The sequence below is a fragment of the Thermocrispum agreste DSM 44070 genome (assembly GCF_000427905.1).
GTDB classification, from domain to species: domain Bacteria; phylum Actinomycetota; class Actinomycetes; order Mycobacteriales; family Pseudonocardiaceae; genus Thermocrispum; species Thermocrispum agreste.
Genome location: NZ_ATYX01000006.1, coordinates 369,377 through 388,426, shown reverse-complemented (window position 1 = coordinate 388,426; position 19,050 = coordinate 369,377). Strand labels below are relative to the sequence as shown.

Sequence of the window (19,050 nt, the reverse complement as noted above, 5' to 3'; positions counted from 1 at the left end):
GATGCCGCCCGAGATGTGTCGGTGTTGATCCTTCTGGCTCACTTCGGTGCCCCGTTTCCGCCGTTCATCAGGCTCTTGCCGCCTGCCATCGCGGTGTCGCTGCTGACCACCTCGCCGCGGCCGACCAGGCGCTGGTAGGCCTGTCTGCCGTAGGTGAGCAGGCGCTGACGCGCGCCGAGCAGGCCCTGCGGCCGGAAGATCATCAGGATGGTCAGCGCCACCCCGAAGATCATGAACTTCCATTCGGCGATGGACAGGAAGCGCAGCGGCACGTAGGCCACCACGAACGCGCCGAGCATGACGCCGACCTTGTTGCCGGACCCGCCGAGAATCACCGCGGCGAGGAACAGCACCGAGGTCAGCACGTCGAACCTCTGGTTGTTCATGAAGCCCTGCTGCCCGGCGTACAGCGCACCCGACAGGCCGCCGATGGCCGCACCGATGACGAACGCCCAGATCTTGAACCGGAACGTGGGCACGCCCATCAGCTCGGCGGCGTCCTCGTCGTCCCGGATGGCCACCCAGGCACGGCCGACCCGCGACCGCTCCAGGTTGCCCGCCAGGATGAGGATCACGATGATCACCGCGACGCACAGCACGTACCACGGCTTGCCGTCGAAGTTGGCGAACAGCGGCTCGCCGTTCTCCCTGGTGCCCGGCGGGGCGCCGATGTTGGAGAACCCGCGGTTGCCGCGCAGCGCGTCCACGTTGTCGGCGAACAGCCGGACCATTTCCCCGAAGCCCAGCGTCACGATGGCCAGATAGTCACCGCGCAACCGGAGCGTCGGACTGCCCAGGATCACGCCGAACACCATGGTGATCGCCATCGCCAGCGGGATCGCCGCCAGGTACGGGATCTTCCACAGTGTCGAGTCCGGGCTGGTGAACAGCGCCGCGACGTACGCGCCGATGGCGAAGAACCCGACGTAGCCCAGGTCGAGCAGGCCCGCCTGTCCGACCACCACGTTCAGCCCGATCGCGATCAGGCAGTACCGGGCGACGTCGAACATCGCGATGGAGAAGTCGTACCCGGGCTCGGTGGTGATGAGCGGCGGATTCAGCCACGGCAGGGCGAAGATCAACGCCACCAGCGGCAGCAGGATGATCCATTGCTGGAACCGGCTCAGGTTGTTCCACCACTCGGAGATACTCCTCCGCCGTGGTGGCTCAGCGGGAGCCTTGGCCGGTGCCGGAGTCTTGGTCGTGGTCATACTCGCGCCTTCCCGAGCGATTCACCGAGGATCCCAGTCGGCCGGAACATCAACACCAGCACCAACACGACGAACGCCACGACGTCGCGCCATTCGCCGCCGAACAGCGCCTGCCCGTGGTTCTCGATGATGCCGAGCAGCAGCCCGCCGAGCAGCGCGCCGCGCAGGTTGCCGATGCCGCCGAGCACCGCTGCCGCGAACGCCTTCAGGCCGAGCAGGAACCCGCCGTTGTACTGGGCGCCCTGCGGGATCTTCATCATGTAGAACACCGCGGCCGCGCCTGCCAACAGGCCGCCGACCACGAACGTCAGCATGATGATCCGCTCTTTGTTGACGCCCATCAGCATGGCCGTGTCCGGGTCCTGGGCGACCGCGCGGATACCGCGGCCGAACCGGGTGCGGTTGACGAAGGTGTCCGCCACGATCCACATCAGGACCGACGCGACCACGATGATGACGGTCAGGTTCTGCACCGAAGCGCTGCCGACGTTGAACAGGGTCTCCGGCCGCAGCAGCCGGATGGCCTGCTCGGGGTTGCTGCCCCGCCACAGGAACAGGATCTGCTGCAGGATCAGCGATGCGCCGATGGCGGTGATCAGGAACGCCAGGCGCGGGGCGCCACGGTTCCGCAACGGCCGGTAGGCGACCCGTTCCAGCACCAGCGCGGTGGTGCCGGAGACGAGCATGGCCACGATCACTGCCAACACCAGGTAGGCGATCAATTCACCGACCGGGAGTTCTGGCGTCGGGCCGGGCCGGAAGCCCAGCAGGAAGAACGTGAACCAGGTGGCGTACGCGCCGTAGATGAAGACCTCGGAGTGCGCGAAGTTCAGCAGCTTCAGCACGCCGTACACCAAGGTGTAGCCCAGCGCGACGAGTGCGTAGATGCTGCCGTACTCAAGGCCACCGATCGTGTTCGCCCAGAACAGGTTGATGAACGTGTCGGTGTTGATCCACGGTTCCGAATCTTGCGCGAGGTATTGCGCAGAACTAATCACGTGGTGCACTCAAGTACTCATTTCTCGAGCCGGCTGACGACCGGGGTAGCGGTCCGATGCCGGGGACTTCCTACCAGAAACGGTGAGTGGATAGGCAGCGAGGGGGAGACGGAAGCTGTGCGACCCCATCTCCCCCTCGCCGATGTCCTACTTGATCTCGACGTTCCGGACGATCTTGCCGTTCTCCACCTTGTAGGTCCACACGGTGGGCGTCTCGGCAAGTTCACCGTTCTCGTCCCAGCCCAGCTTGTTGCTCAGGCCCTGGGCGTCGTAGTTCTTGATCCACTCCAGCATCTTCTTGCGGTCGGTGTTGCCCGCGTCGATACCGGTCAGCAGGACGGTCGCCGCGTCGTAACCCTCGACCGAGTAGGTGCCGGGGTCCTTGTCGAACATCTTCCGGTACTCGCCGGCGAACTTGGTGAAGCCCTCACCAGGCACGCACGGGCAGGTGAAGAACGTCTCGGCGGCGGCGTCACCGGCGCCCTTGACGTACTCGTCGTCCTTCACGCCGTCCGGCCCGACCAGCTGGGTCTCCACGCCCGCGTCGTACAGCTGCTGGGCGAACGGCGCGGCCTCCTGGTAGTAGCCCGAGTAGTAGACGGCGTCCGGCTGCGCAGCCTTGATGTTCTGCACGACCGCGCTGAATTCCTTCTGCTTGGTCTTGACCTTCTCGTCGCAGACGACCTTGTCGCCGAGCGCCTTCTTGACCTCGCTGGCCAGGCCGATGCCGTACTCGGAGTCGTCCTGGACCACGCAGACCTTCTCGGCACCCAGGTTGTCGGTCAGGAACTTCGCGGCAGCGGGACCCTGCGCGTTGTCGTTGCCCAGGCCGCGGAAGAACGTCTTCCAGCCGTTCTGGCTCAGCGTCGGGTTGGTCGCCGACGGGCTGATCTGCGGCAGGCCACCCTTGTCGAAGATGTTGCCCGCCGCCTTGGACTCACCGGAGAACGGCAGGCCGACGACACCGACGATCTGCTCGTCGTTGACCATCTGGGTCACGATGCCGGGCGCGCGCTCCGGAACACCCTCGGTGTCGTACTCCTTCAGCTCGACCTGGCAGTCCGGGTTGGCGTCGTTGTGCTTCTTCACCGCCAGCTTCACGCCGTTGAGGATGTTCTGCCCCAGCGCGGCGTTCTCACCGTTGATGGTGCCCGCGTAGGCGATGGCGACATTGCTGCACTTGGCGTTACCGTCGCCCTCGGGCTTGTGAGCGTTCTCCGGCTCGGCTGGCGCGTCGGACTGCGGTTGGTTGGCCGCGTTGTTGCCTGCGTCTTCACGCGGCGCACAAGCGCCCAGCACCAGCGACGCAGCCGTCGCCGCCAGCGCCAGGGCTGCGGTAATCCGTGCTCTTGCCACTTCGTTCCTCCATGTCTTGCCGGGGGTCGTCTCGTGGGGTCGTCGCCACACCGCACGACCCACCCGCTGGGATTCGGACCCGGTGGGTGAACCTAGCTCCCGCCACGCTGCTTGCCCAGTCACTGAGCGCGCCTGTATCCACATCGTGACGGTTTGCGAAGGACGTTAGATCCGGGCCGCACTCCGTAGGGCCAACATTCAACAACAACCTTGACTCAGCGCGACGACAATCCCTCAGGAAAACGCCGGTTAGGGCAGTGAACTAGCCCAATTGGCCGCATACGTGATGCGAAGGTATCGGCAAGTGTACGACCGGCGTTTGCGCGCCACGCAGTGACTCAGGTTACAGATCGTGAAAACCTCCGCCCGGCAAGACCGTTTGCCGGGGCGGCGCGGAAAGCAAAGGCGGCGGCTAGACCTTGATGCTCTCGATCACCGCTTGCGCGACCGACTTCATGGTGACCCGCCGGTCCATCGCGGTGCGCTGAATCCACCGGAACGCCTCCGGCTCGGTCAGCCCCTGGCTGGTCATCAGCAGGCCCTTGGCCCGGTCGATGAGCTTGCGCGTCTCCAGTCGGTCGGCCAGGTCGGCCATCTCGGACTCGAGCGCCTGCAGCTCGGCGAACCGGCTGACCGCCAGCTCGACCGCGGGCACCAGGTCCCGCTTGGCGAACGGCTTGACCAGGTACGCCATGGTGCCCGCGTCCCTGGCGCGCTCCACCAGTTCGCGCTGGCTGAACGCGGTCAGGATGACCACCGGGGCGATCCGCTCGCCGGTGATCTTCGACGCGGCCTCGATGCCGTCCATCTTCGGCATCTTCACGTCCAGGATGACCAGATCCGGTTTCAGCTGCGCGGCCAGCTCCACCGCCTGCTCGCCGTCGGCGGCCTCACCGACCACCTCGTACCCTTCTTCGCGCAGCATTTCCGCCAGATCGAGCCGGATCAACGCCTCGTCCTCGGCGATCAGGACGCGACGCTTCTGCTCGGCCTTGCCCTGGACGGTGGCCGTGTCGGTCACCGAAGCCTCCTGGGTGCTCGCATGATCTTCGCTGGTTGCGCGCACTCAGATTACCGAGAACGCCGCCTGGCCTGCAGCGGGAGCCCGGCAAGCGGGACGTTCGTCACCACCGCCGACCCCGAAGGGCAGTGCCGGACGGACGCCTGCCGCATCCCCGGGCCGAGCACCGCGGCACCACGCCCATCCCTTAAGATCGGGGCGGAGCCTGCCCCCGTAGCCCAATTGGCAGAGGCAACGGATTCAAAACCCGTCCAGTGTGAGTTCGAGTCTCACCGGGGGCACCACCGTCGCCGTCACCCGTCGCTCCGGCGAGCACACCTCAGCCTGCGCCTGGCACCTCGCCGTGCCCGGCCGGGGCTGGAAATGTTCACCTGCGCCCCGCCACGCTGATTCGTCGTACGTCCTTGATCGTCCATGATCGTCGTGGTGGGCAAGTAACGGAGGCGAACTGCCCTGCCAGGCCGTCGCCGGAAGGGCGAATTGGGAAGTTCGGCATAACGCGCCGGAAAATTGCGTCCACTATTGGTGCGACCAAGCCCCGTTGCCCGACACGGTTCCGCTCGCGCGGCACACGGCAGAACCCGCCACGCGGCAATGCGCCGTGGCGGCCCGTGCCGGCCGGGTTCACAGATTTTGCGCGATCATCCACAGATGGCCCCACGGGTCGGCGAATCGTCCGGCCCGCTGCCCGTAATCCCGATCCCGTATCGGGAACACCACGCTGCCACCGGCCTCGGTCATGCGCGCGCCGACCGCGTCCGCGTCGGTGACCTCGAGCGCCATCACCACCGGGCATCCGCCCGGCGACGCCGGTGACGGGTCGTGGTCGTCCTCGTCCTTCACCGCGACCAGCACGTCCCCGATGCGCAGCATGGCGTGGACGATCTTGCCGTCCTGGCCGCCGGTGTCGGTGTGCCGTTCCAGTTCCACCGCGCCGAAGGCCTTCGCATAGAAATCGATCGCCGCCGCTGCATCACCGACGACCAGCCGCGGATAGACCGCCGTCACGACGCTGCCCGCCGTGGTGCGAGGGTCGTTGCCGGATTCGCTCATGGGGCCATCCTGCACCCGCGCGCCCCCGATGTCTTGGACAAATCGGCGGTCGGCAGCGTCCGTCTGACGTCAGCCGGCGCCGGAGCCGGGTGCCGGGACCACGCCGTCGGCCACCAGCCCGCGCATCACCGCCTCACCGACCGCCTGCACCGCCGACAACGGCCGGATCATCACCGTGAACGTACCGATGCGGCCCGCTTCGTCCAGCTGGATCAGATCGATGCCGTCGACCTGTTTGCCGTCGACCGTGGTGCGGAAATGCAGAATGTGCGACTCGGCCCGCGGACCGTCGTGCCCCAGCACGTCGGAGCCGGAGTATTCCCCGACGTAGCGGAAGTTCTCGAAGGTGCGGCCCAGCACCCGGAACAAGGCGGACACCTGGCCGATCCCGCGGAACGGGGTGAACTTCACCGGGCTGTGGAAGGTGATGTCGGGCGCGAACTCGCGCACGGCGGCGGCGAAGTCACCGGACTCGACCGCTTGCCGGAACCGCTGCACGGCGTCCATGGCTTCTCCTCGTGGTGTCAAATGGTGGCGGCCAGCCTCGTCCCCTGGTCGATGGCCCGCTTCGCGTCCAGTTCCGCGGCGACGTCGGCGCCGCCGATGACGTGCGTGACCACCCCCTTGGCGATCAGGTCGTCGGCCACGTCGCGCCGGGATTCCTGGCCTGCGCAGATCACCACCGTGTCCACGTTCAACACCCGGGTCCGGCGGTGATCCTTGCCGTAGACGATGTGCAGTCCGTCGTCGTCGATGCGCCGGTAGGCCACCCCGGTGATCTGCTCGACCCCCTTGGCCTGCAGCGCGGCGCGGTGCACCCAGCCCGTGGTCTTGCCCAGGTCCTTGCCGATCTTCGAGGTCTTGCGCTGCAACAGGTACACCTTCCGCGGCGGCCGCTCCGGCGCCGGCTCCCCCACGCCGCCGCGAACGTCCGGAAGGTCGGCCACCCCCCACTCACGCTGCCACATGGAGATGTCCAGCGACGGCGACCGGGTGTGGGTCAGGAACTCGGCGACGTCGACGCCGATGCCCCCGGCCCCGATCACGGCGACCTTGTCGCCGACCTCCTTGCCGTGTCGCAGCACGTCCACGTAGGACAGCACCGACGGGTGGTCGATCCCCTCGATCTGCGGAACGCGCGGGACGACCCCGGTCGCCACCACGACCTCGTCGAACTCGCCGTCCACCAGCCGCTGGGCGGTGACCAGCTCGCCGAGGTGCAGCTTCACGCCGGTCACCTCGATCCGCCGGGTGAAGTACCGAATCGTCTCGGCGAACTCCTCCTTGCCCGGAATGCGCTTGGCCATGGCGAACTGGCCGCCGATCTCGTCTTCCGCCTCGAACAGCTCCACGTGATGCCCGCGTTCGGCGAGCGTGGTGGCCGCCGCCAGCCCGGCGGGCCCCGCGCCGACCACGGCGATCCGCTTCACCCGGCGAGCAGGCAGCAACCGCAGCGTGGTCTCGTTGCCCGCCCGCGGATTGACCAGGCAGGTCGCGGGCTTCATGGCGAACGTGTGGTCGAGGCACGCCTGGTTGCACGCGATGCAGGTGTTGATCTCGTCGGCGCGGCCTTGCTGCGCCTTGCGCACCCACTGTGGATCGGCCAGGAACGGCCGGGCCAGCGACACCAGGTCGGCGTCCCCGCGCGCGAGCACCTCCTCGGCAACCTGCGGCATGTTGATCCGGTTGGACGTGATCAGCGGAATCGACACGTGCGCCTTGAGCCTGGCCGTGACGTGCGTGAACGCCGCGCGCGGCACCGAGGTCACGATGGTCGGCACGCGGGCCTCGTGCCAGCCGATGCCGGTGTTGATCATGGTGGCCCCGGCCGCCTCGACGTCCTTGGCCAGCGCGACGATCTCGTCCCACGTCTGGCCCTCCGGCACCAGGTCCAGCATCGACATCCGGTACACGACGATGAAGTCCGCGCCCACCCGCTCGCGGACCCGGCGCACGATCTCGACGGCGAACCGCCTGCGGTTCTCCGCCGAGCCGCCCCACCGGTCGGTTCGCCGGTTGGTGCGCGGCGCGAGGAACTGATTGATCAGGTAGCCCTCGGAGCCCATGATCTCGACGCCGTCGTAGTCCGCCTCGCGGGCGAGCTCCGCGGCGCAGGCGAAGTCGTCGATCGTCCTGCGGATCGCGCGGTCACTCATCGCCCGTGGCGTGAACGGATTGATGGGCGCCTTGACCGCGGATGCGGACACCGAGAACGGGTGGTAGGCGTACCGGCCGGCGTGCAGCAGCTGCAGCGCGATTTTTCCGCCCTCGTCGTGCACCGCGCGGGTGACGATCCGGTGCTTGCGGGCCTCGGCGCGCGTGCTCATTTTCGACGCGAACGGATACAGCCAGCCCGTCCGGTTCGGCGCGAAACCGCCGGTGACGATCAGAGCGGCCCCACCCCGGGCGCGTTCTGCGAAGTACTCCGCCCACGCCGGGAACCGGCTGGCCCGGTCCTCGAGCCCGACGTGCATCGACCCCATCACCACGCGGTTGGGCAGCGTGGTGAAGCCCAGGTCGAGCGGGCGCAGCAGGTTCGGGTACTCGCCCCCGCCCGAGTCGGCACCGTCCGGACGATCGCCATCGGCCGTCGTCTCGGTCATCCCCGGCTCCCTTCCTCGTCCCGCCGCATGGCTTCCAGCACTTCGTCGCACCACTCGACGGCGCATTGCTCCGACCGGATGCCTGCCCGCAACACCAGGTACTGGTGCAGGCGCTGCCCGGTCAGCCGGCCGGCATCCGGGAAGTCGCGCTGCTCGATCGCGCGATACTCGTCGAGCCGTTCGGCGTGCCGGTCTCGGTGCCTGGCGACCTGCTCCATCACGTCGCGCACGTCGCCCATCGACGCCCCGCGCACCTTCACCGCCAGATCGTTGCGGACGGCCGCGGGACCGTCCGGCTCGGCCAGCCACCGGCGCAGCTCGGCCCGGCCCGCGTCGGACACCCGGTAGACCTTCTTGTCCGGCCTGCCCTGCTGGACCACCGCCTGCACGTCGACCCAGCCGAGCTCGACCATGCGTTTGAGCGTGCGGTAGATCTGCTGATGGCTGGCCGCCCAGAAGTACCCGATCGACCGGTCGAACCGGCGGGCCAGCTCGTAACCACTGCCCGACTTCTCCTGTAACGCGACCAGAATCGCGTGCTCCAGCGCCACACGAGAACGGTAATATGCAACTCGTCGCAGTGCAACATGTTGCATACGGCCGCGCGAGGATCCCTCATGCCGCGGTGAGGGCGGCCAGTGGCGCGGGAACCGGCGAGCCGAAGCCGCACCCCGATGCGAGCCGACGCCGCACCCCCATGGACGATCGAAGAACGCGAAACGGTCAGCGGGACAGCACGCCCAGCAGCCTGGCTACTTCGGCCGCGACCGCGTCCCGCGCCGGCCCGATGTACTTGCGGGTGTCCACCAGCTCCGGTTTCTCCGCCAGGCGTTCCCGCACCGTCCTGGTGAAGACGGCGTTCAGATGGGTGGCGATGTTGATCTTCCGCATACCTGCCCGGACGGCCTTGGCCAGATCGTCGTCGGGGACTCCCGACGAGCCGTGCAGCACCAGCGGCACGTCCACCGCCGCGTGCAACTGGGCGATCAGGTCGAAATCCAGCTTGGCGTCGCGAGTCGTCATCGCATGGCTGGAGCCGACGGCCACGGCGAGCGCGTCCACTCCGGTGGCGGCGACGAACGCAGCGGCTTCGCCGGGGTCGGTGCGTGCCCCGGGGGCGTGGACTCCGTCCTTTCCGCCCACTTCGCCGAGCTCGGCCTCGACCCACACGCCCCGCTCGTGACACCAGCGCGTGATCTCCGCGGTGACCGCCACGTTCTCCTCGTAGGGCAAGGCCGACGCGTCGAACATCACCGACCCGAAGCCCAACTCGACGGCCTCACGCACCAGCTGTTCGTTGGTCACATGGTCGGCATGGACCGCGACCGGGACCTCCGCTGCCCGCGCGACGGCCAGCGTGGCCGCACCGATCGGCGCCAGGCCGCCGTGGTACCGCACGCAGTTCTCGCTGATCTGCAGGATGACCGGCCTGCCCGCCCGTTCGGCCCCCGCCACGATGGCCTGCGCGTGTTCGAGCTGGATGACGTTGAACGCCCCGGTCGCCGCTCCTGCGGCCGACTCGGCGGCCACGATCTCGCCGGTGAGTGTCAATGGCATGACGTCTCCTCGACCTTGCGCACCGACACGGCGGCGCGCAGCCGGTGATAGGTGTCCTTGTCCACGTCGCCCGCCAGGGGCGCGGCAACGGCGGCACCGCCCATGGCCGCCGCTTCGGCCAGCCGCTCCGGCCACGGCCGACCGGTCGCCAGCCCGACGGCGAGCGCAGCCACCACGGCGTCGCCGGCACCGGTCGGATTGCCCTGCACCGGCTCGGCGACCGCACGCCAGACGCCTTCGCCGGTCACCGCCAGCAGGCCATCCGCCCCGAGAGACACCACCACGTCGCCCGCCCCGGCTTCCCGCATCGCGGCGGCCGCCGTCCGGGGATCGCCGGAAGCCACGGTCGCCAGTTCCGCGCTGTTCGGCTTGACGACGGCAGGGCGTCCGCGCAGGCCGTGCCGCAACGCGTCGCCCGACGAGTCGAGGACGACCGGGACACCGGCGTCCGCGGCGAGCCGGCCGAGCTCGGCATACCCGTCGGGCGGCACCCCCGGCGGCAGCGACCCGCTGAGCACCACCACCGCGGCGTCGGCAAGGTGCCGCCGATATCCCGTGACCAGCGCGCTCCACTCCTCCGCCGTCACCGTCGGACCCGGCTCCAGCAGCACGGTCGCGTCGGAATCCACCACCGTGACCGTCTTGCGGGACTCCCCGGCAATGGGCGTCATCGCCTCGGGCAGGCCCGCCGACCGGAGTTCGGCGCGGATCTGCTCCCCCGTCACCCCGCCCACGAATCCGCACGCCAGCACGTCATGACCGGCCGCATGCAGCACTCTGGCGACGTTCACTCCCTTGCCACCGGCGCGCGCGTCGATCGACCGCACCCGCGCCGACGCGTGCCTGACCAGCTCGTCCACCCAGTACGTGACGTCCCACGCGGTGTTGGGAGTGACCGTCAGAATCACTGCCACCGGCCTCCGCGGGCGACACGGCGCACCTGCAAGTCGTCGTCGAGCACCACGAGGTCGGCACGCTGCCCGGCGGCGATCTCACCCCGGTCCACGAGCCCGATGGCTCGCGCCGGGGTCCCGGAGGCCGCGCGGGAGGCGTCGACGACGGACACCCCCGCCGCCACGGCCGCTCGCACCGCGGCATCCATGGTCAGCGTGCTCCCGGCGATGGACCCGGTCGCCGCGATGCGCGCGACGCCGTTTGCCACCCGGACGCGCTGCCCGCCGAGCTCGTACTCGCCGTCGCCGGCCCCGGCAGCGGACATCGCATCGGTCACCAGGGCGACCCGCTCGCTGCCGACCTGCGCGAAGACCCCGGCCACCACCGCGGGATGCAGATGGACCCCGTCGTTGATCAACTCCACCACGGCGGCCGGGTGATGCAGCGCCGCGCCGACGACCCCCGGCTTGCGGTGATGCAGCGGCGGCATTCCGTTGAACAAGTGGGTGGCGACGGTGGCCCCCGCGCGGAAAGCCTCGGCGGCCACGTCGAACGTCGCATCGGAATGCCCAACCGCCGCCACCAGGTCCGCCGCGGCCAACTTCTTGATCAGATCCATGCCACCCGGCCGCTCGGGAGCGACGGTGACCATCCGCACGGTGCCGCAGCCGGCGCGCAGCAGGTCGTCCAGCAGCTCGCCGTCCGGCTCGAGCAGCAGCTCGGGGTCGTGGGCGCCGCAGCGCGCCTCGGCCAGGAACGGCCCTTCCAGGTGCACGCCGGCCAGCGTTCCGTCGGCCACCAAGGGCACCAGTTCGCGCACCGCCGCCAGCAGCTGCTCCGGGGGCGCGGTGACCAGGCTCGCCAGCATCGTGGTGGTGCCGTGCCGCCGATGGAACGCCGCCGCCCGCCGCGCCTGCTCGGGATCGCCGGTGGTGAAGCTGGCTCCCCCGCCGCCGTGCACGTGCATGTCGACGAATCCGGGCAGCACCCAGCCGTCCAGCCGCTCGGCGGTTTCCGCGGGCGACCCCGCACCGACCTCGGTGATCCGGTCGCCGTCCACCCGGAACCACCCGGGCGCGAGCACCTCGTGCGGGGTCACCAACCGTTCGGCCGCGTAAATGGTCATCAGTTCCGCTCCCGTACCGGCACCGGCCGGCCAACACGTTGCCACGCGAACAAGCCCGCCCCGAGACAGCCGGCCCGCTCCCCCAGCTCGGCCGGGACCAGCCGGGGCCGCTTCTGGAAACTCAGCCGCTCGGCCAGCCGCGCGCGCAGCGGCTCGAGCAGCCGCGGGCCGGCTTCGGCCAGCCCGCCGCCGACGACGATCAGCTCCGGGGCGAGCAGCGAGCAGTACATGCACAGCGCACCGGCCAGCGCGTCGACCATCTCGGCCCACAGCTGGCGCGCGTGCTCGTCTCCGGCGTCCACCCGGGCGGCCACCTCCGCCGCGGTGACCTGCTCCCCGGTGCGCTCGGCGTAGTGCTGCGCCAGCGCCCGGGCGGAGACCACCGTCTCCAGGCAGTTGCGGCCGCCGCAGCCGCACGGGCCCGCGGACGGCGAGTCCACCTCGATGTGGCCGATCTCGCCGGCGAACCCGGTACCCCGGTACGGCTCGCCGCCGACCATGATCGCGCCGGCCACCCCGGTGCCGATGGCCAGGAACAGGTGGTCACCGGCCCCGCGCCCGGCGCCGAGCACGGCCTCCGCCAGGCCACCGGCGCGCACGTCGTGGCCGAACGCCACCGGCAGCGCTGTCTTCTCCTGCAACAGTGCCCGAAAGGGCACGTCGCGCCAGCCCATGTTGGCCGACAGCACCGCGATGCCCGCTTCGTCGTCGGTCAGTCCGAGAACCGCCACACCGACCGCGACCGGGGTGTGGCCGGCGCGCCGCGCGCCGGTCTCCAGCTCCTGGATGCACGCGACGACCTGGCCCACCACGCCATCGGCGCCCGCCGCCCGGTCGGTCGGCACGCTGCGCGGGGCGTGCAGCGTGCCGGTGGGGTCGACCAGGCCCGCCTTGATCGCCGTGCCGCCGACGTCGACGGCGATGACGCACTCGCTCACTTGTTCAGGATGATTGAGTACGCCAGGTTGCGCGGCTGGTCCGGGTCGATGGCGGCACGCTCGGCCAGTGCCACTGCGAGCCGCTGCGCCCGGATCAGCTCGACCATCGCGTCCCGGTCCGCCTCGACCCACCGGCCACCGGTCCGCCGCACGTCGTCGGCCAGGCCCTCCGGCGCCTCCCCCAGCATCCACACCAGGCTGCGCTCGTCGGTCACGCTGATCGGGCCGTGCCGGTACTCCATCGCAGGGTAGGACTCGGCCCAGGACAGCGACGCCTCGCGCAGCTTCAGGCCCGCCTCGTTGGCGATGCCCACGGTCCAGCCGCGGCCCAGGAAGGTGAACTGGGTCGCCTCGACCGCGCCGTCCGGCAACGGCTCGGCCACCGCGCGCTCGGCGTCGGCGATCAACGGCTCGAGATCCTGGCCCAGGTGGGCACGCAACACCGCGAGCGCGGTGGTGGCGAACCGGGTCTGCACCACCGACTGCTCGTCGGCGAAGTCCAGCACCACTGCCTCGTCGGCGGCCTCGACCACCGGCGTGCTCGCGTCGGCGGTGATCACCGTGGTGGGCACCGTCCCGCGCAGCCGGCGCAGCAGGTCCACCACCTCGGTGGTGGTGCCGGACCGGGACAGCGCTAGTACCCGGTCGTACCGCCGGGTCCCCGGGAACTCCGACGCGGGCAGCGCGTCGGTCTCCCCGCCCAGCTCGCCGCCGTGCCGTTCGCGCAGCGCGGCGATGGTCTGCGACATGAACAGCGACGTCCCGCAGCCGGTCACCGCCACCCGCTCGCCGGGCCGCGGCAACGCGGCGGCGTGCGTGGCGGCCAGCTCGGCGGCCTTCCGCCAGCAGTCCGGCTGGCTGGCGATCTCCACCTCGACGTGACTCACCGTCCCCGCCCCCGTTCGCGCGCCGGGACATTCCGCCTCGATGTGGACATCTCGGACCCCTCTCGGATGGGTTGTCGATCTCGACCCTCGCGCCACGCTGCGCAATATTGCATGATAGTTGCAGAAATGAACATGATCACGCAACAGCCGGCCCGGACATGAAGGAGGCTCGGCCATGCGCAAGTACGCCCGGCTGAACGCCCTGCTGGAGCTGCTCGCCGAGCGCGGCGAGCTGAACGTCGACGAGGCGGCCGCCGAGCTGTCGGTGTCCCCCGCGACGATCCGGCGCGACCTGGACACCCTGGCCGAGCAGCAGCTGCTCACCCGCACGCACGGCGGCGCGGTGCCCAACGCCACCGCCTACGACCTGCCGCTGCGCTACAAGTCGGTGCGCAAGGCCGAGGAGAAGCAACGGATCGGGCGGGCGGCCGCGGCGCTGGTCAGCCCGGGCGCGATCGTCGGCAGCAACGGCGGGACCACCACCACCGAGGTCGCCCGCGCCATCGCCACCCGCGCCGACCTGCAGGAAGGCGCGCACGACGGCACGGGCGGGCAGTCCATCACGTTCGTCACCAACGCGCTCAACATCGCCAACGAGCTGACCGTGCGGCCGCACATCAAGGTGGTGGTCACCGGCGGGGTGGCGCGCACCCAGTCCTACGAGCTGATCGGCCCGCTGGCCGAGCACATCCTGGACAACCTGAGCCTGGACATCGTGTTCCTCGGCGTGGACGGGCTGGACGTCTCGCACGGCGCGTCGGCCCACCACGAGGGCGAGTCCAGGATCAACACGCTGATGGCCTCGCGCGCGCGTCAGGTTGTCATCGTGGCCGATGCGTCTAAGCTCGGTCGGCACGCGTTCAGCCGCATCTGCCCGATCGAGGACGTGGACGTCCTGGTCACCGACCGATCGGCGCCGAAAGATCTGCTCGATCGTTTCACCGCGGCGGGACTCAAGGTCATACGTGCCTAACGAATGGTCTAGACCTGTTGATTTCTGCTTGATATTAGGTAACACTGCACAAATTCACGCAGTCCGAGACACGCGCTAAGCCCGAGAACAGCAGAAAGGGGCGCGTCAGGATGAGGTTTTCACGCAGAGCATCCCGCGCGGCCATGCGCGTGGTCGCGCTGGGCGCGACCGCAACGCTGGCCCTCACCGCGGCCGCAGCCTGCGGGTCCGACGAGGCGGACGGCGACGGCAAGACGATCACCTTCGTCGCCGCCGAGTACAGCGACAAGACCGAGCCCTACTGGCAGGACCTGGTCTCCCGGTTCGAGAAGGCCAACCCCGGCTTGAAGGTGGACCTGCAGGTGATCAGCTGGGACGACATCGACGGGCACGTGCAGAACCTCGTGCTCAACGACAAGGCGCCCGACCTGCTCAACCTGAACAAGTTCGCCGACTTCGCCGAGGACGGCCTGCTGTACAAGGCCGGCGACGTGCTGCCGAAGGAGGTCCTCGACGACTTCATCCCGAGCTTCGCGGAGAGTTCGAAGTTCGAGGGTGAGCAGTACGGCCTGCCGTTCATCGCCAGTGCCCGGCTGCTGTTCTACAACAAGGACCTGTTCGCCAAGGCCAAGATCAGCGAGCCGCCGAAGACCTGGGACGAGCTGAAGGAAGCGGCCAAGAAGATCAGCGACCTGCCCGGCGACGCCATCGGCTACGGCCTGCCGCTCGGACCGGAGGAGGCGCAGGGCGAGTTCCAGATCTGGATCAACTCCAACGGCGGGCACTGGGTCGACGACCAGGGCAACTGGACCATCGACAGCCCGGAGAACCTGGAGACGCTGCAGTTCCTCAAGAGCATGGTGGACGAGGGGCTGACCCAGCCGAACCCGGCCAAGACCGACCGCGCCGACGTGATCGAGGCGTTCGCCGCCGGCCGGATCGGCATGATCCGCGGCCTGCCGCAGACCCACAACAACATCGCCGACCAGGGCAACAAGTTCGAGTACGGCATCGCGCCCAACCCGGTGGCCGAGGAGGGCATGGAGCCCAGCACGCTCGGCGTGCAGGACTATCTGATGGCGTTCGACAACGGCAAGGGCGCGCAGGAGACGCTGCGGAAGTTCCTCACCTTCTTCTACCAGGAGGAGAACTACAGCAAGTTCATCACCACCGAGGGCTTCCTGCCCACCACGCAGTCGGCGAGCGAGGCGCTGTCCGACGACGAGAAGATGAAGCCGTTCGTCGAGGCGCTGCCGCAGGCCAAGTTCTACCCGGTGACCGACCCGAAGTGGACCGCGGTGGACGGTGCGGTCAAGCAGCAGATCGGCAAGGCCGTGCAGGGCACCGACCCGAAGAAGGTGCTGGAGCAGCTGCAGAAGACCGCCGAGGGCTGAGAGGCTGACCGGTCGTGACCGCGACATCGAAGACGGTTCCGGCGTCCGCCGCGACCGGTGTGGGGAAAGCGGGCGGCCCGCCCACCGGGAAACCCGGTGCGGGTCGCCCCTCCCCCGGCCGGGGCAAGCGTCCGGGAACCGACCATCCGCTGACCCCGCTGCTGTGGCTCGGCCCTGCCCTGCTGTTGATCGCCGGCGTCGTGCTGTGGCCGGTGGTCGAGATGGTGCTGACGTCGGTGCGGGAGGTGTCCCGCGCCGGGGTCATCCGCGGCTGGGCTGGGCTGGAGAACTTCGAGGCGCTGTTCGACGAGCCGGACCTGGTGCCGGTGCTGATCCGCACGCTGATCTGGGTCGTCGGCGTCGTCGGGGTCACCCTGCTGATCTCGCTGGGGCTCGCCCAGCTGCTCAACGCCCGGTTCCCCGGCCGCAAGCTGGTGCGCTGGGCGATGATCGTGCCGTGGGCGGCGTCGGTGGTGATGACCGCCATCGTGTGGCGCTGGATCCTCGACTTCTTCCACGGCATGGGCAACACGATCCTGCTGGATCTCGGCCTGATCGACGCGCCGCGTGATTGGCTCGGTGAACCGGGTCTGGCCTGGCTGTGGCTGATGTGGGTGGCGGTGTTCGTGTCGCTTCCGTTCACCACCTACGTGCTGCTCGCCGGCCTGCAGACCATCCCGGGCGACGTGTACGAGGCGGCGCAGGTGGACGGCGCCTCGCGCTGGCGGACCTACCGCACCATCACGTTGCCGCTGCTCAAACCCGCCGTGCTGGTCGCGACGGTGATCAACGTGATCAACGTGTTCAACTCGTTCCCGATCATCTGGGCGATGACCCGCGGCGGCCCGGGGCACGACACCGACACCACCACCACGTTCATGTTCAAGCTGCTCCGGCTGGACAAGGAGGTCGGCCAGTCCGCGGCGATGGCGGTGCTGAACTTCCTGATGATCGTGGTGATGGTGCTGTTCTACCTCAAGGCGGTGCGGTGGAAGGAGGTCGACTGATGCGGGCCCACCCGATCCGCACGGCGGTGATCGCCGCGCTGGCCTGGCTGGTCGCCTTCTTCGTGCTGGCGCCCTACCTGTACATGTTCGTCACCGCGCTGAAACCGCGGTCGGAGGTGTTCACGTTCCCGCAGGGCTACCTGCCCGAGACGTGGCAGTGGTCGAACTTCGTCGAGGTGTGGGATCGCATCCCGCTGTTCGAGTACCTGCGCAACACGCTGATCATCGCCGGGCTGTCGACCGTGCTGGCCGTGGCGGTGGCGTTGCCTGCCGCCTACTACACCGCGCGGCGCCGGTTCCGGGGCCGCCGGGCGTTCCTGCTGCTGGTCCTGGTCACCCAGATGTTTGCCCCAACGGCCCTGGTGATCGGGATCTTCCGGGAAATGAAGGTGCTCGGGCTGACCGACACCTACCTGGCGCTGATCCTCACCAACGCCGGCTTCAACCTGGCATTCTCCATCTGGATCCTGCACGCCTACTTCTCCTCCATCCCGGTGGAGCTGGAGGAGGCGGCGCTGCTGGACGGGTGCGGGCGGCTGGCCGCGTTGGCCAAGGTCACGCTGCCACTGGCGGTGCCGGGGGTGATCACCGCGGTGATCTTCACGTTCATCGCGGCGTGGAACGAGTTCATCGTGGCTCTGACGCTGACGACCGACGCGGACACCCAGCCGCTGACCGTCGGCATCACCAGTTTCATCGGGGAATACCAGGTGCAGTGGCAGTACCTGTTCGCGGCCTCCCTTGTCGCCGTCGTCCCGGTGGTCGTACTGTTCGCATTCATCGAGCGCTACCTGGTCAGCGGGCTGACCGCGGGCAGCATCAAGGGTTAAAGGGGAGAGACACACAATGGCAGCTGTGCGCTATGAAGCGGCCACCCGCCGCTACCCGGGCTCGGAGCGAGCCGCAGTCGACGCTCTCGACCTCGAGATCGAAGACGGCGAATTCCTCGTGCTCATCGGGCCGTCCGGGTGCGGGAAGTCGACGTCGCTGCGCATGCTCGCTGGGCTGGAACCGCTGGACGAAGGCGCCATCCGGATCGGCGACCGGGACGTGACCAACCTGCCGCCCAAGCAGCGGGACATCGCGATGGTGTTCCAGAACTACGCGCTGTACCCGCACATGACGGTGGCGGAGAACATGGGCTTCGCGCTCAAGATCGCAGGCAAGCCGAAGTCGGAGATCAAACAGCGGGTCGCCGAGGCCGCCAAGCTGCTCGACCTGGAGCCGTACCTGGACCGCAAGCCGAAGGCGCTGTCCGGTGGCCAGCGGCAGCGCGTGGCCATGGGCCGCGCCATCGTGCGCGAGCCGCAGGTGTTCCTGATGGACGAGCCGCTGTCCAACCTGGACGCCAAGCTGCGCGTGTCCACCCGGACCCAGATCGCCGCGCTGCAGCGCAGGCTGGGCACCACCACCGTCTACGTCACCCACGACCAGGTGGAAGCGATGACCATGGGTGACCGGGTGGCCTTGCTCAAGGACGGCGTGCTGCAGCAGTGCGACACCCCGCGCGCGCTGTACGACAAGCCCGCGAACACGTTCGTCGCCGGGTTCATCGGCTCGCCCGCGATGAACCTGCACACCGCCAAGATCACCGATGGCGGGGTGAGCATCGCCGGGGTCACCATCCCGGTTTCGCGCACCACGCTGGACGCCGCGGCCGCCGAAGGCGCGGACAGCATCGTGCTGGGCTTCCGTCCGGAGTCGCTGGAGATCGTCTCCGCCGACACGCAGCCGCCCGGCTTCCCCGCCACCGTGCAGGTGGTCGAGGAGCTGGGATCGGACGCCTTCTGCTACACGACCCTGCCCGGGCACGACGCCGCGGAGGGCGCCGGAGGCGTCGACGTCATCGCCCGGGTCGACCCGCGGACGCCGCCGCGCAAGGGTGAAACGCTCTACCTGCGGATCCGCCCGGAGGAGGCGCACGCCTTCTCCACCGTCACCGGCAACCGGCTGCCGAGCTGACGTCGCGCTGGCCCGCTGACTTGTGATCGCGGCCGCCCACGCCTGGCGTGGGCGGCCGTCGTCGTGCCGGAACACTCGTGGTTGTCGGCTC

General features: G+C 69.1%; 18 protein-coding genes and 1 tRNA gene. 6 read left to right on the top strand and 13 right to left on the bottom strand.

Annotated elements, in window-relative coordinates; translation table 11 throughout:
• Window positions 1-38: 38 nt before the first annotated feature.
• From YWY_RS20180 to YWY_RS0104000, 4 genes are all read right to left on the bottom strand, one after another.
• Entirely contained in the window at window positions 39-1,211 is a 1,173-nt protein-coding gene (locus YWY_RS20180) for a branched-chain amino acid ABC transporter permease (RefSeq protein ID WP_051309656.1), read from the bottom strand.
• Window positions 1,208-2,218, bottom strand: coding sequence for a branched-chain amino acid ABC transporter permease (locus YWY_RS0104010; protein ID WP_028846561.1), 1,011 nt, complete (start codon window positions 2,216-2,218; stop codon window positions 1,208-1,210). Before YWY_RS0104010 ends, YWY_RS20180 begins: the two co-directional genes overlap by 4 nt.
• A gap of 138 nt (window positions 2,219-2,356) precedes the next feature.
• The gene (locus tag YWY_RS0104005; RefSeq protein WP_038044477.1) at window positions 2,357-3,532 is read right to left on the bottom strand and encodes a branched-chain amino acid ABC transporter substrate-binding protein; all 1,176 of its coding nucleotides are present in this window, start codon (window positions 3,530-3,532) and stop codon (window positions 2,357-2,359) included.
• Between the two features lie 445 nt (window positions 3,533-3,977).
• On the bottom strand, window positions 3,978-4,586 hold the full coding sequence (locus YWY_RS0104000) for an ANTAR domain-containing response regulator (RefSeq protein WP_028846559.1): 609 nt from the start codon (window positions 4,584-4,586) through the stop codon (window positions 3,978-3,980).
• 207 nt (window positions 4,587-4,793) lie between these two features.
• Between YWY_RS0104000 and YWY_RS0103995 the strand changes: the two genes are divergently transcribed.
• A tRNA-Leu gene (locus YWY_RS0103995) sits at window positions 4,794-4,870 on the top strand.
• Between the two features lie 340 nt (window positions 4,871-5,210).
• On the opposite strand, the gene YWY_RS20175 is transcribed toward YWY_RS0103995, so the two are convergent.
• The 9 genes from YWY_RS20175 to YWY_RS24530 all read right to left on the bottom strand — a co-directional run bounded on the left by YWY_RS20175 (window position 5,211) and on the right by YWY_RS24530 (window position 13,644).
• Complete coding sequence (locus YWY_RS20175; RefSeq protein WP_051309654.1) at window positions 5,211-5,639, bottom strand: VOC family protein; 429 nt, start codon at window positions 5,637-5,639, stop codon at window positions 5,211-5,213.
• A gap of 69 nt (window positions 5,640-5,708) precedes the next feature.
• On the bottom strand, window positions 5,709-6,146 hold the full coding sequence (locus tag YWY_RS0103985; RefSeq protein ID WP_028846558.1) for a nuclear transport factor 2 family protein: 438 nt from the start codon (window positions 6,144-6,146) through the stop codon (window positions 5,709-5,711).
• Between the two features lie 17 nt (window positions 6,147-6,163).
• Window positions 6,164-8,242 carry an NADPH-dependent 2,4-dienoyl-CoA reductase gene (locus YWY_RS0103980; RefSeq protein WP_051309652.1) on the bottom strand — a complete coding sequence of 693 codons (2,079 nt, stop codon included), beginning with the start codon at window positions 8,240-8,242 and terminating at the stop codon, window positions 6,164-6,166.
• Complete coding sequence (locus YWY_RS0103975) at window positions 8,239-8,793, bottom strand: PadR family transcriptional regulator (RefSeq protein WP_028846556.1); 555 nt, start codon at window positions 8,791-8,793, stop codon at window positions 8,239-8,241. The genes YWY_RS0103980 and YWY_RS0103975 overlap by 4 nt, the downstream gene beginning before the upstream one ends.
• A 172-nt stretch (window positions 8,794-8,965) precedes the next feature.
• Window positions 8,966-9,799: a class II fructose-bisphosphate aldolase gene (locus tag YWY_RS0103970; RefSeq protein ID WP_028846555.1), complete on the bottom strand. Its 834-nt coding sequence runs from the start codon at window positions 9,797-9,799 to the stop codon at window positions 8,966-8,968.
• Entirely contained in the window at window positions 9,790-10,713 is a 924-nt protein-coding gene (locus YWY_RS0103965) for a 1-phosphofructokinase family hexose kinase (RefSeq protein WP_342665090.1), read from the bottom strand. The genes YWY_RS0103970 and YWY_RS0103965 overlap by 10 nt, the downstream gene beginning before the upstream one ends.
• A complete protein-coding gene (nagA, locus tag YWY_RS0103960) occupies window positions 10,704-11,819 on the bottom strand; it encodes an N-acetylglucosamine-6-phosphate deacetylase (RefSeq protein ID WP_028846553.1) in 1,116 nt (371 codons plus the stop codon). Before nagA ends, YWY_RS0103965 begins: the two co-directional genes overlap by 10 nt.
• The gene (locus tag YWY_RS24535; protein WP_038044365.1) at window positions 11,819-12,757 is read right to left on the bottom strand and encodes an ROK family protein; all 939 of its coding nucleotides are present in this window, start codon (window positions 12,755-12,757) and stop codon (window positions 11,819-11,821) included. Before YWY_RS24535 ends, nagA begins: the two co-directional genes overlap by 1 nt.
• On the bottom strand, window positions 12,754-13,644 hold the full coding sequence (locus tag YWY_RS24530) for an SIS domain-containing protein (RefSeq protein WP_028846552.1): 891 nt from the start codon (window positions 13,642-13,644) through the stop codon (window positions 12,754-12,756). The genes YWY_RS24535 and YWY_RS24530 overlap by 4 nt, the downstream gene beginning before the upstream one ends.
• Before the next feature lie 175 nt (window positions 13,645-13,819).
• On the opposite strand from YWY_RS24530, the gene YWY_RS0103945 reads away from it, so the two are divergent.
• The 5 genes from YWY_RS0103945 to YWY_RS0103925 all read left to right on the top strand — a co-directional run bounded on the left by YWY_RS0103945 (window position 13,820) and on the right by YWY_RS0103925 (window position 18,959).
• Window positions 13,820-14,617 carry a DeoR/GlpR family DNA-binding transcription regulator gene (locus tag YWY_RS0103945; RefSeq protein WP_028846551.1) on the top strand — a complete coding sequence of 266 codons (798 nt, stop codon included), beginning with the start codon at window positions 13,820-13,822 and terminating at the stop codon, window positions 14,615-14,617.
• A gap of 143 nt (window positions 14,618-14,760) precedes the next feature.
• Window positions 14,761-15,990, top strand: a complete 1,230-nt coding sequence (locus YWY_RS0103940; protein ID WP_028846550.1) for an extracellular solute-binding protein — start codon at window positions 14,761-14,763, stop codon at window positions 15,988-15,990.
• A 14-nt stretch (window positions 15,991-16,004) separates the two neighbouring features.
• Window positions 16,005-16,997: a carbohydrate ABC transporter permease gene (locus tag YWY_RS0103935; protein WP_245566536.1), complete on the top strand. Its 993-nt coding sequence runs from the start codon at window positions 16,005-16,007 to the stop codon at window positions 16,995-16,997.
• Window positions 16,997-17,827, top strand: a complete 831-nt coding sequence (locus YWY_RS0103930; RefSeq protein WP_028846548.1) for a carbohydrate ABC transporter permease — start codon at window positions 16,997-16,999, stop codon at window positions 17,825-17,827. The genes YWY_RS0103935 and YWY_RS0103930 overlap by 1 nt, the downstream gene beginning before the upstream one ends.
• A 16-nt stretch (window positions 17,828-17,843) precedes the next feature.
• A complete protein-coding gene (locus YWY_RS0103925; protein ID WP_028846547.1) occupies window positions 17,844-18,959 on the top strand; it encodes an ABC transporter ATP-binding protein in 1,116 nt (371 codons plus the stop codon).
• Window positions 18,960-19,050: the final 91 nt, after the last annotated feature.

What these genes read in the sequence shown, in the direction of transcription:
- YWY_RS20180 (WP_051309656.1), bottom strand. Translation starts at nt 1,211, where the DNA reads ATGACCACGACCAAGACTCCGGCACCGGCCAAGGCTCCCGCTGAGCCA.
- YWY_RS20175 (WP_051309654.1), bottom strand. Translation starts at nt 5,639, where the DNA reads ATGAGCGAATCCGGCAACGACCCTCGCACCACGGCGGGCAGCGTCGTG.
- YWY_RS0103985 (WP_028846558.1), bottom strand. Translation starts at nt 6,146, where the DNA reads ATGGACGCCGTGCAGCGGTTCCGGCAAGCGGTCGAGTCCGGTGACTTC.
- YWY_RS0103980 (WP_051309652.1), bottom strand. Translation starts at nt 8,242, where the DNA reads ATGACCGAGACGACGGCCGATGGCGATCGTCCGGACGGTGCCGACTCG.
- YWY_RS0103970 (WP_028846555.1), bottom strand. Translation starts at nt 9,799, where the DNA reads ATGCCATTGACACTCACCGGCGAGATCGTGGCCGCCGAGTCGGCCGCA.
- nagA (WP_028846553.1), bottom strand. Translation starts at nt 11,819, where the DNA reads ATGACCATTTACGCGGCCGAACGGTTGGTGACCCCGCACGAGGTGCTC.
- YWY_RS0103945 (WP_028846551.1), top strand. Translation starts at nt 13,820, where the DNA reads ATGCGCAAGTACGCCCGGCTGAACGCCCTGCTGGAGCTGCTCGCCGAG.
- YWY_RS0103940 (WP_028846550.1), top strand. Translation starts at nt 14,761, where the DNA reads ATGCGCGTGGTCGCGCTGGGCGCGACCGCAACGCTGGCCCTCACCGCG.
- YWY_RS0103930 (WP_028846548.1), top strand. Translation starts at nt 16,997, where the DNA reads ATGCGGGCCCACCCGATCCGCACGGCGGTGATCGCCGCGCTGGCCTGG.
- YWY_RS0103925 (WP_028846547.1), top strand. Translation starts at nt 17,844, where the DNA reads ATGGCAGCTGTGCGCTATGAAGCGGCCACCCGCCGCTACCCGGGCTCG.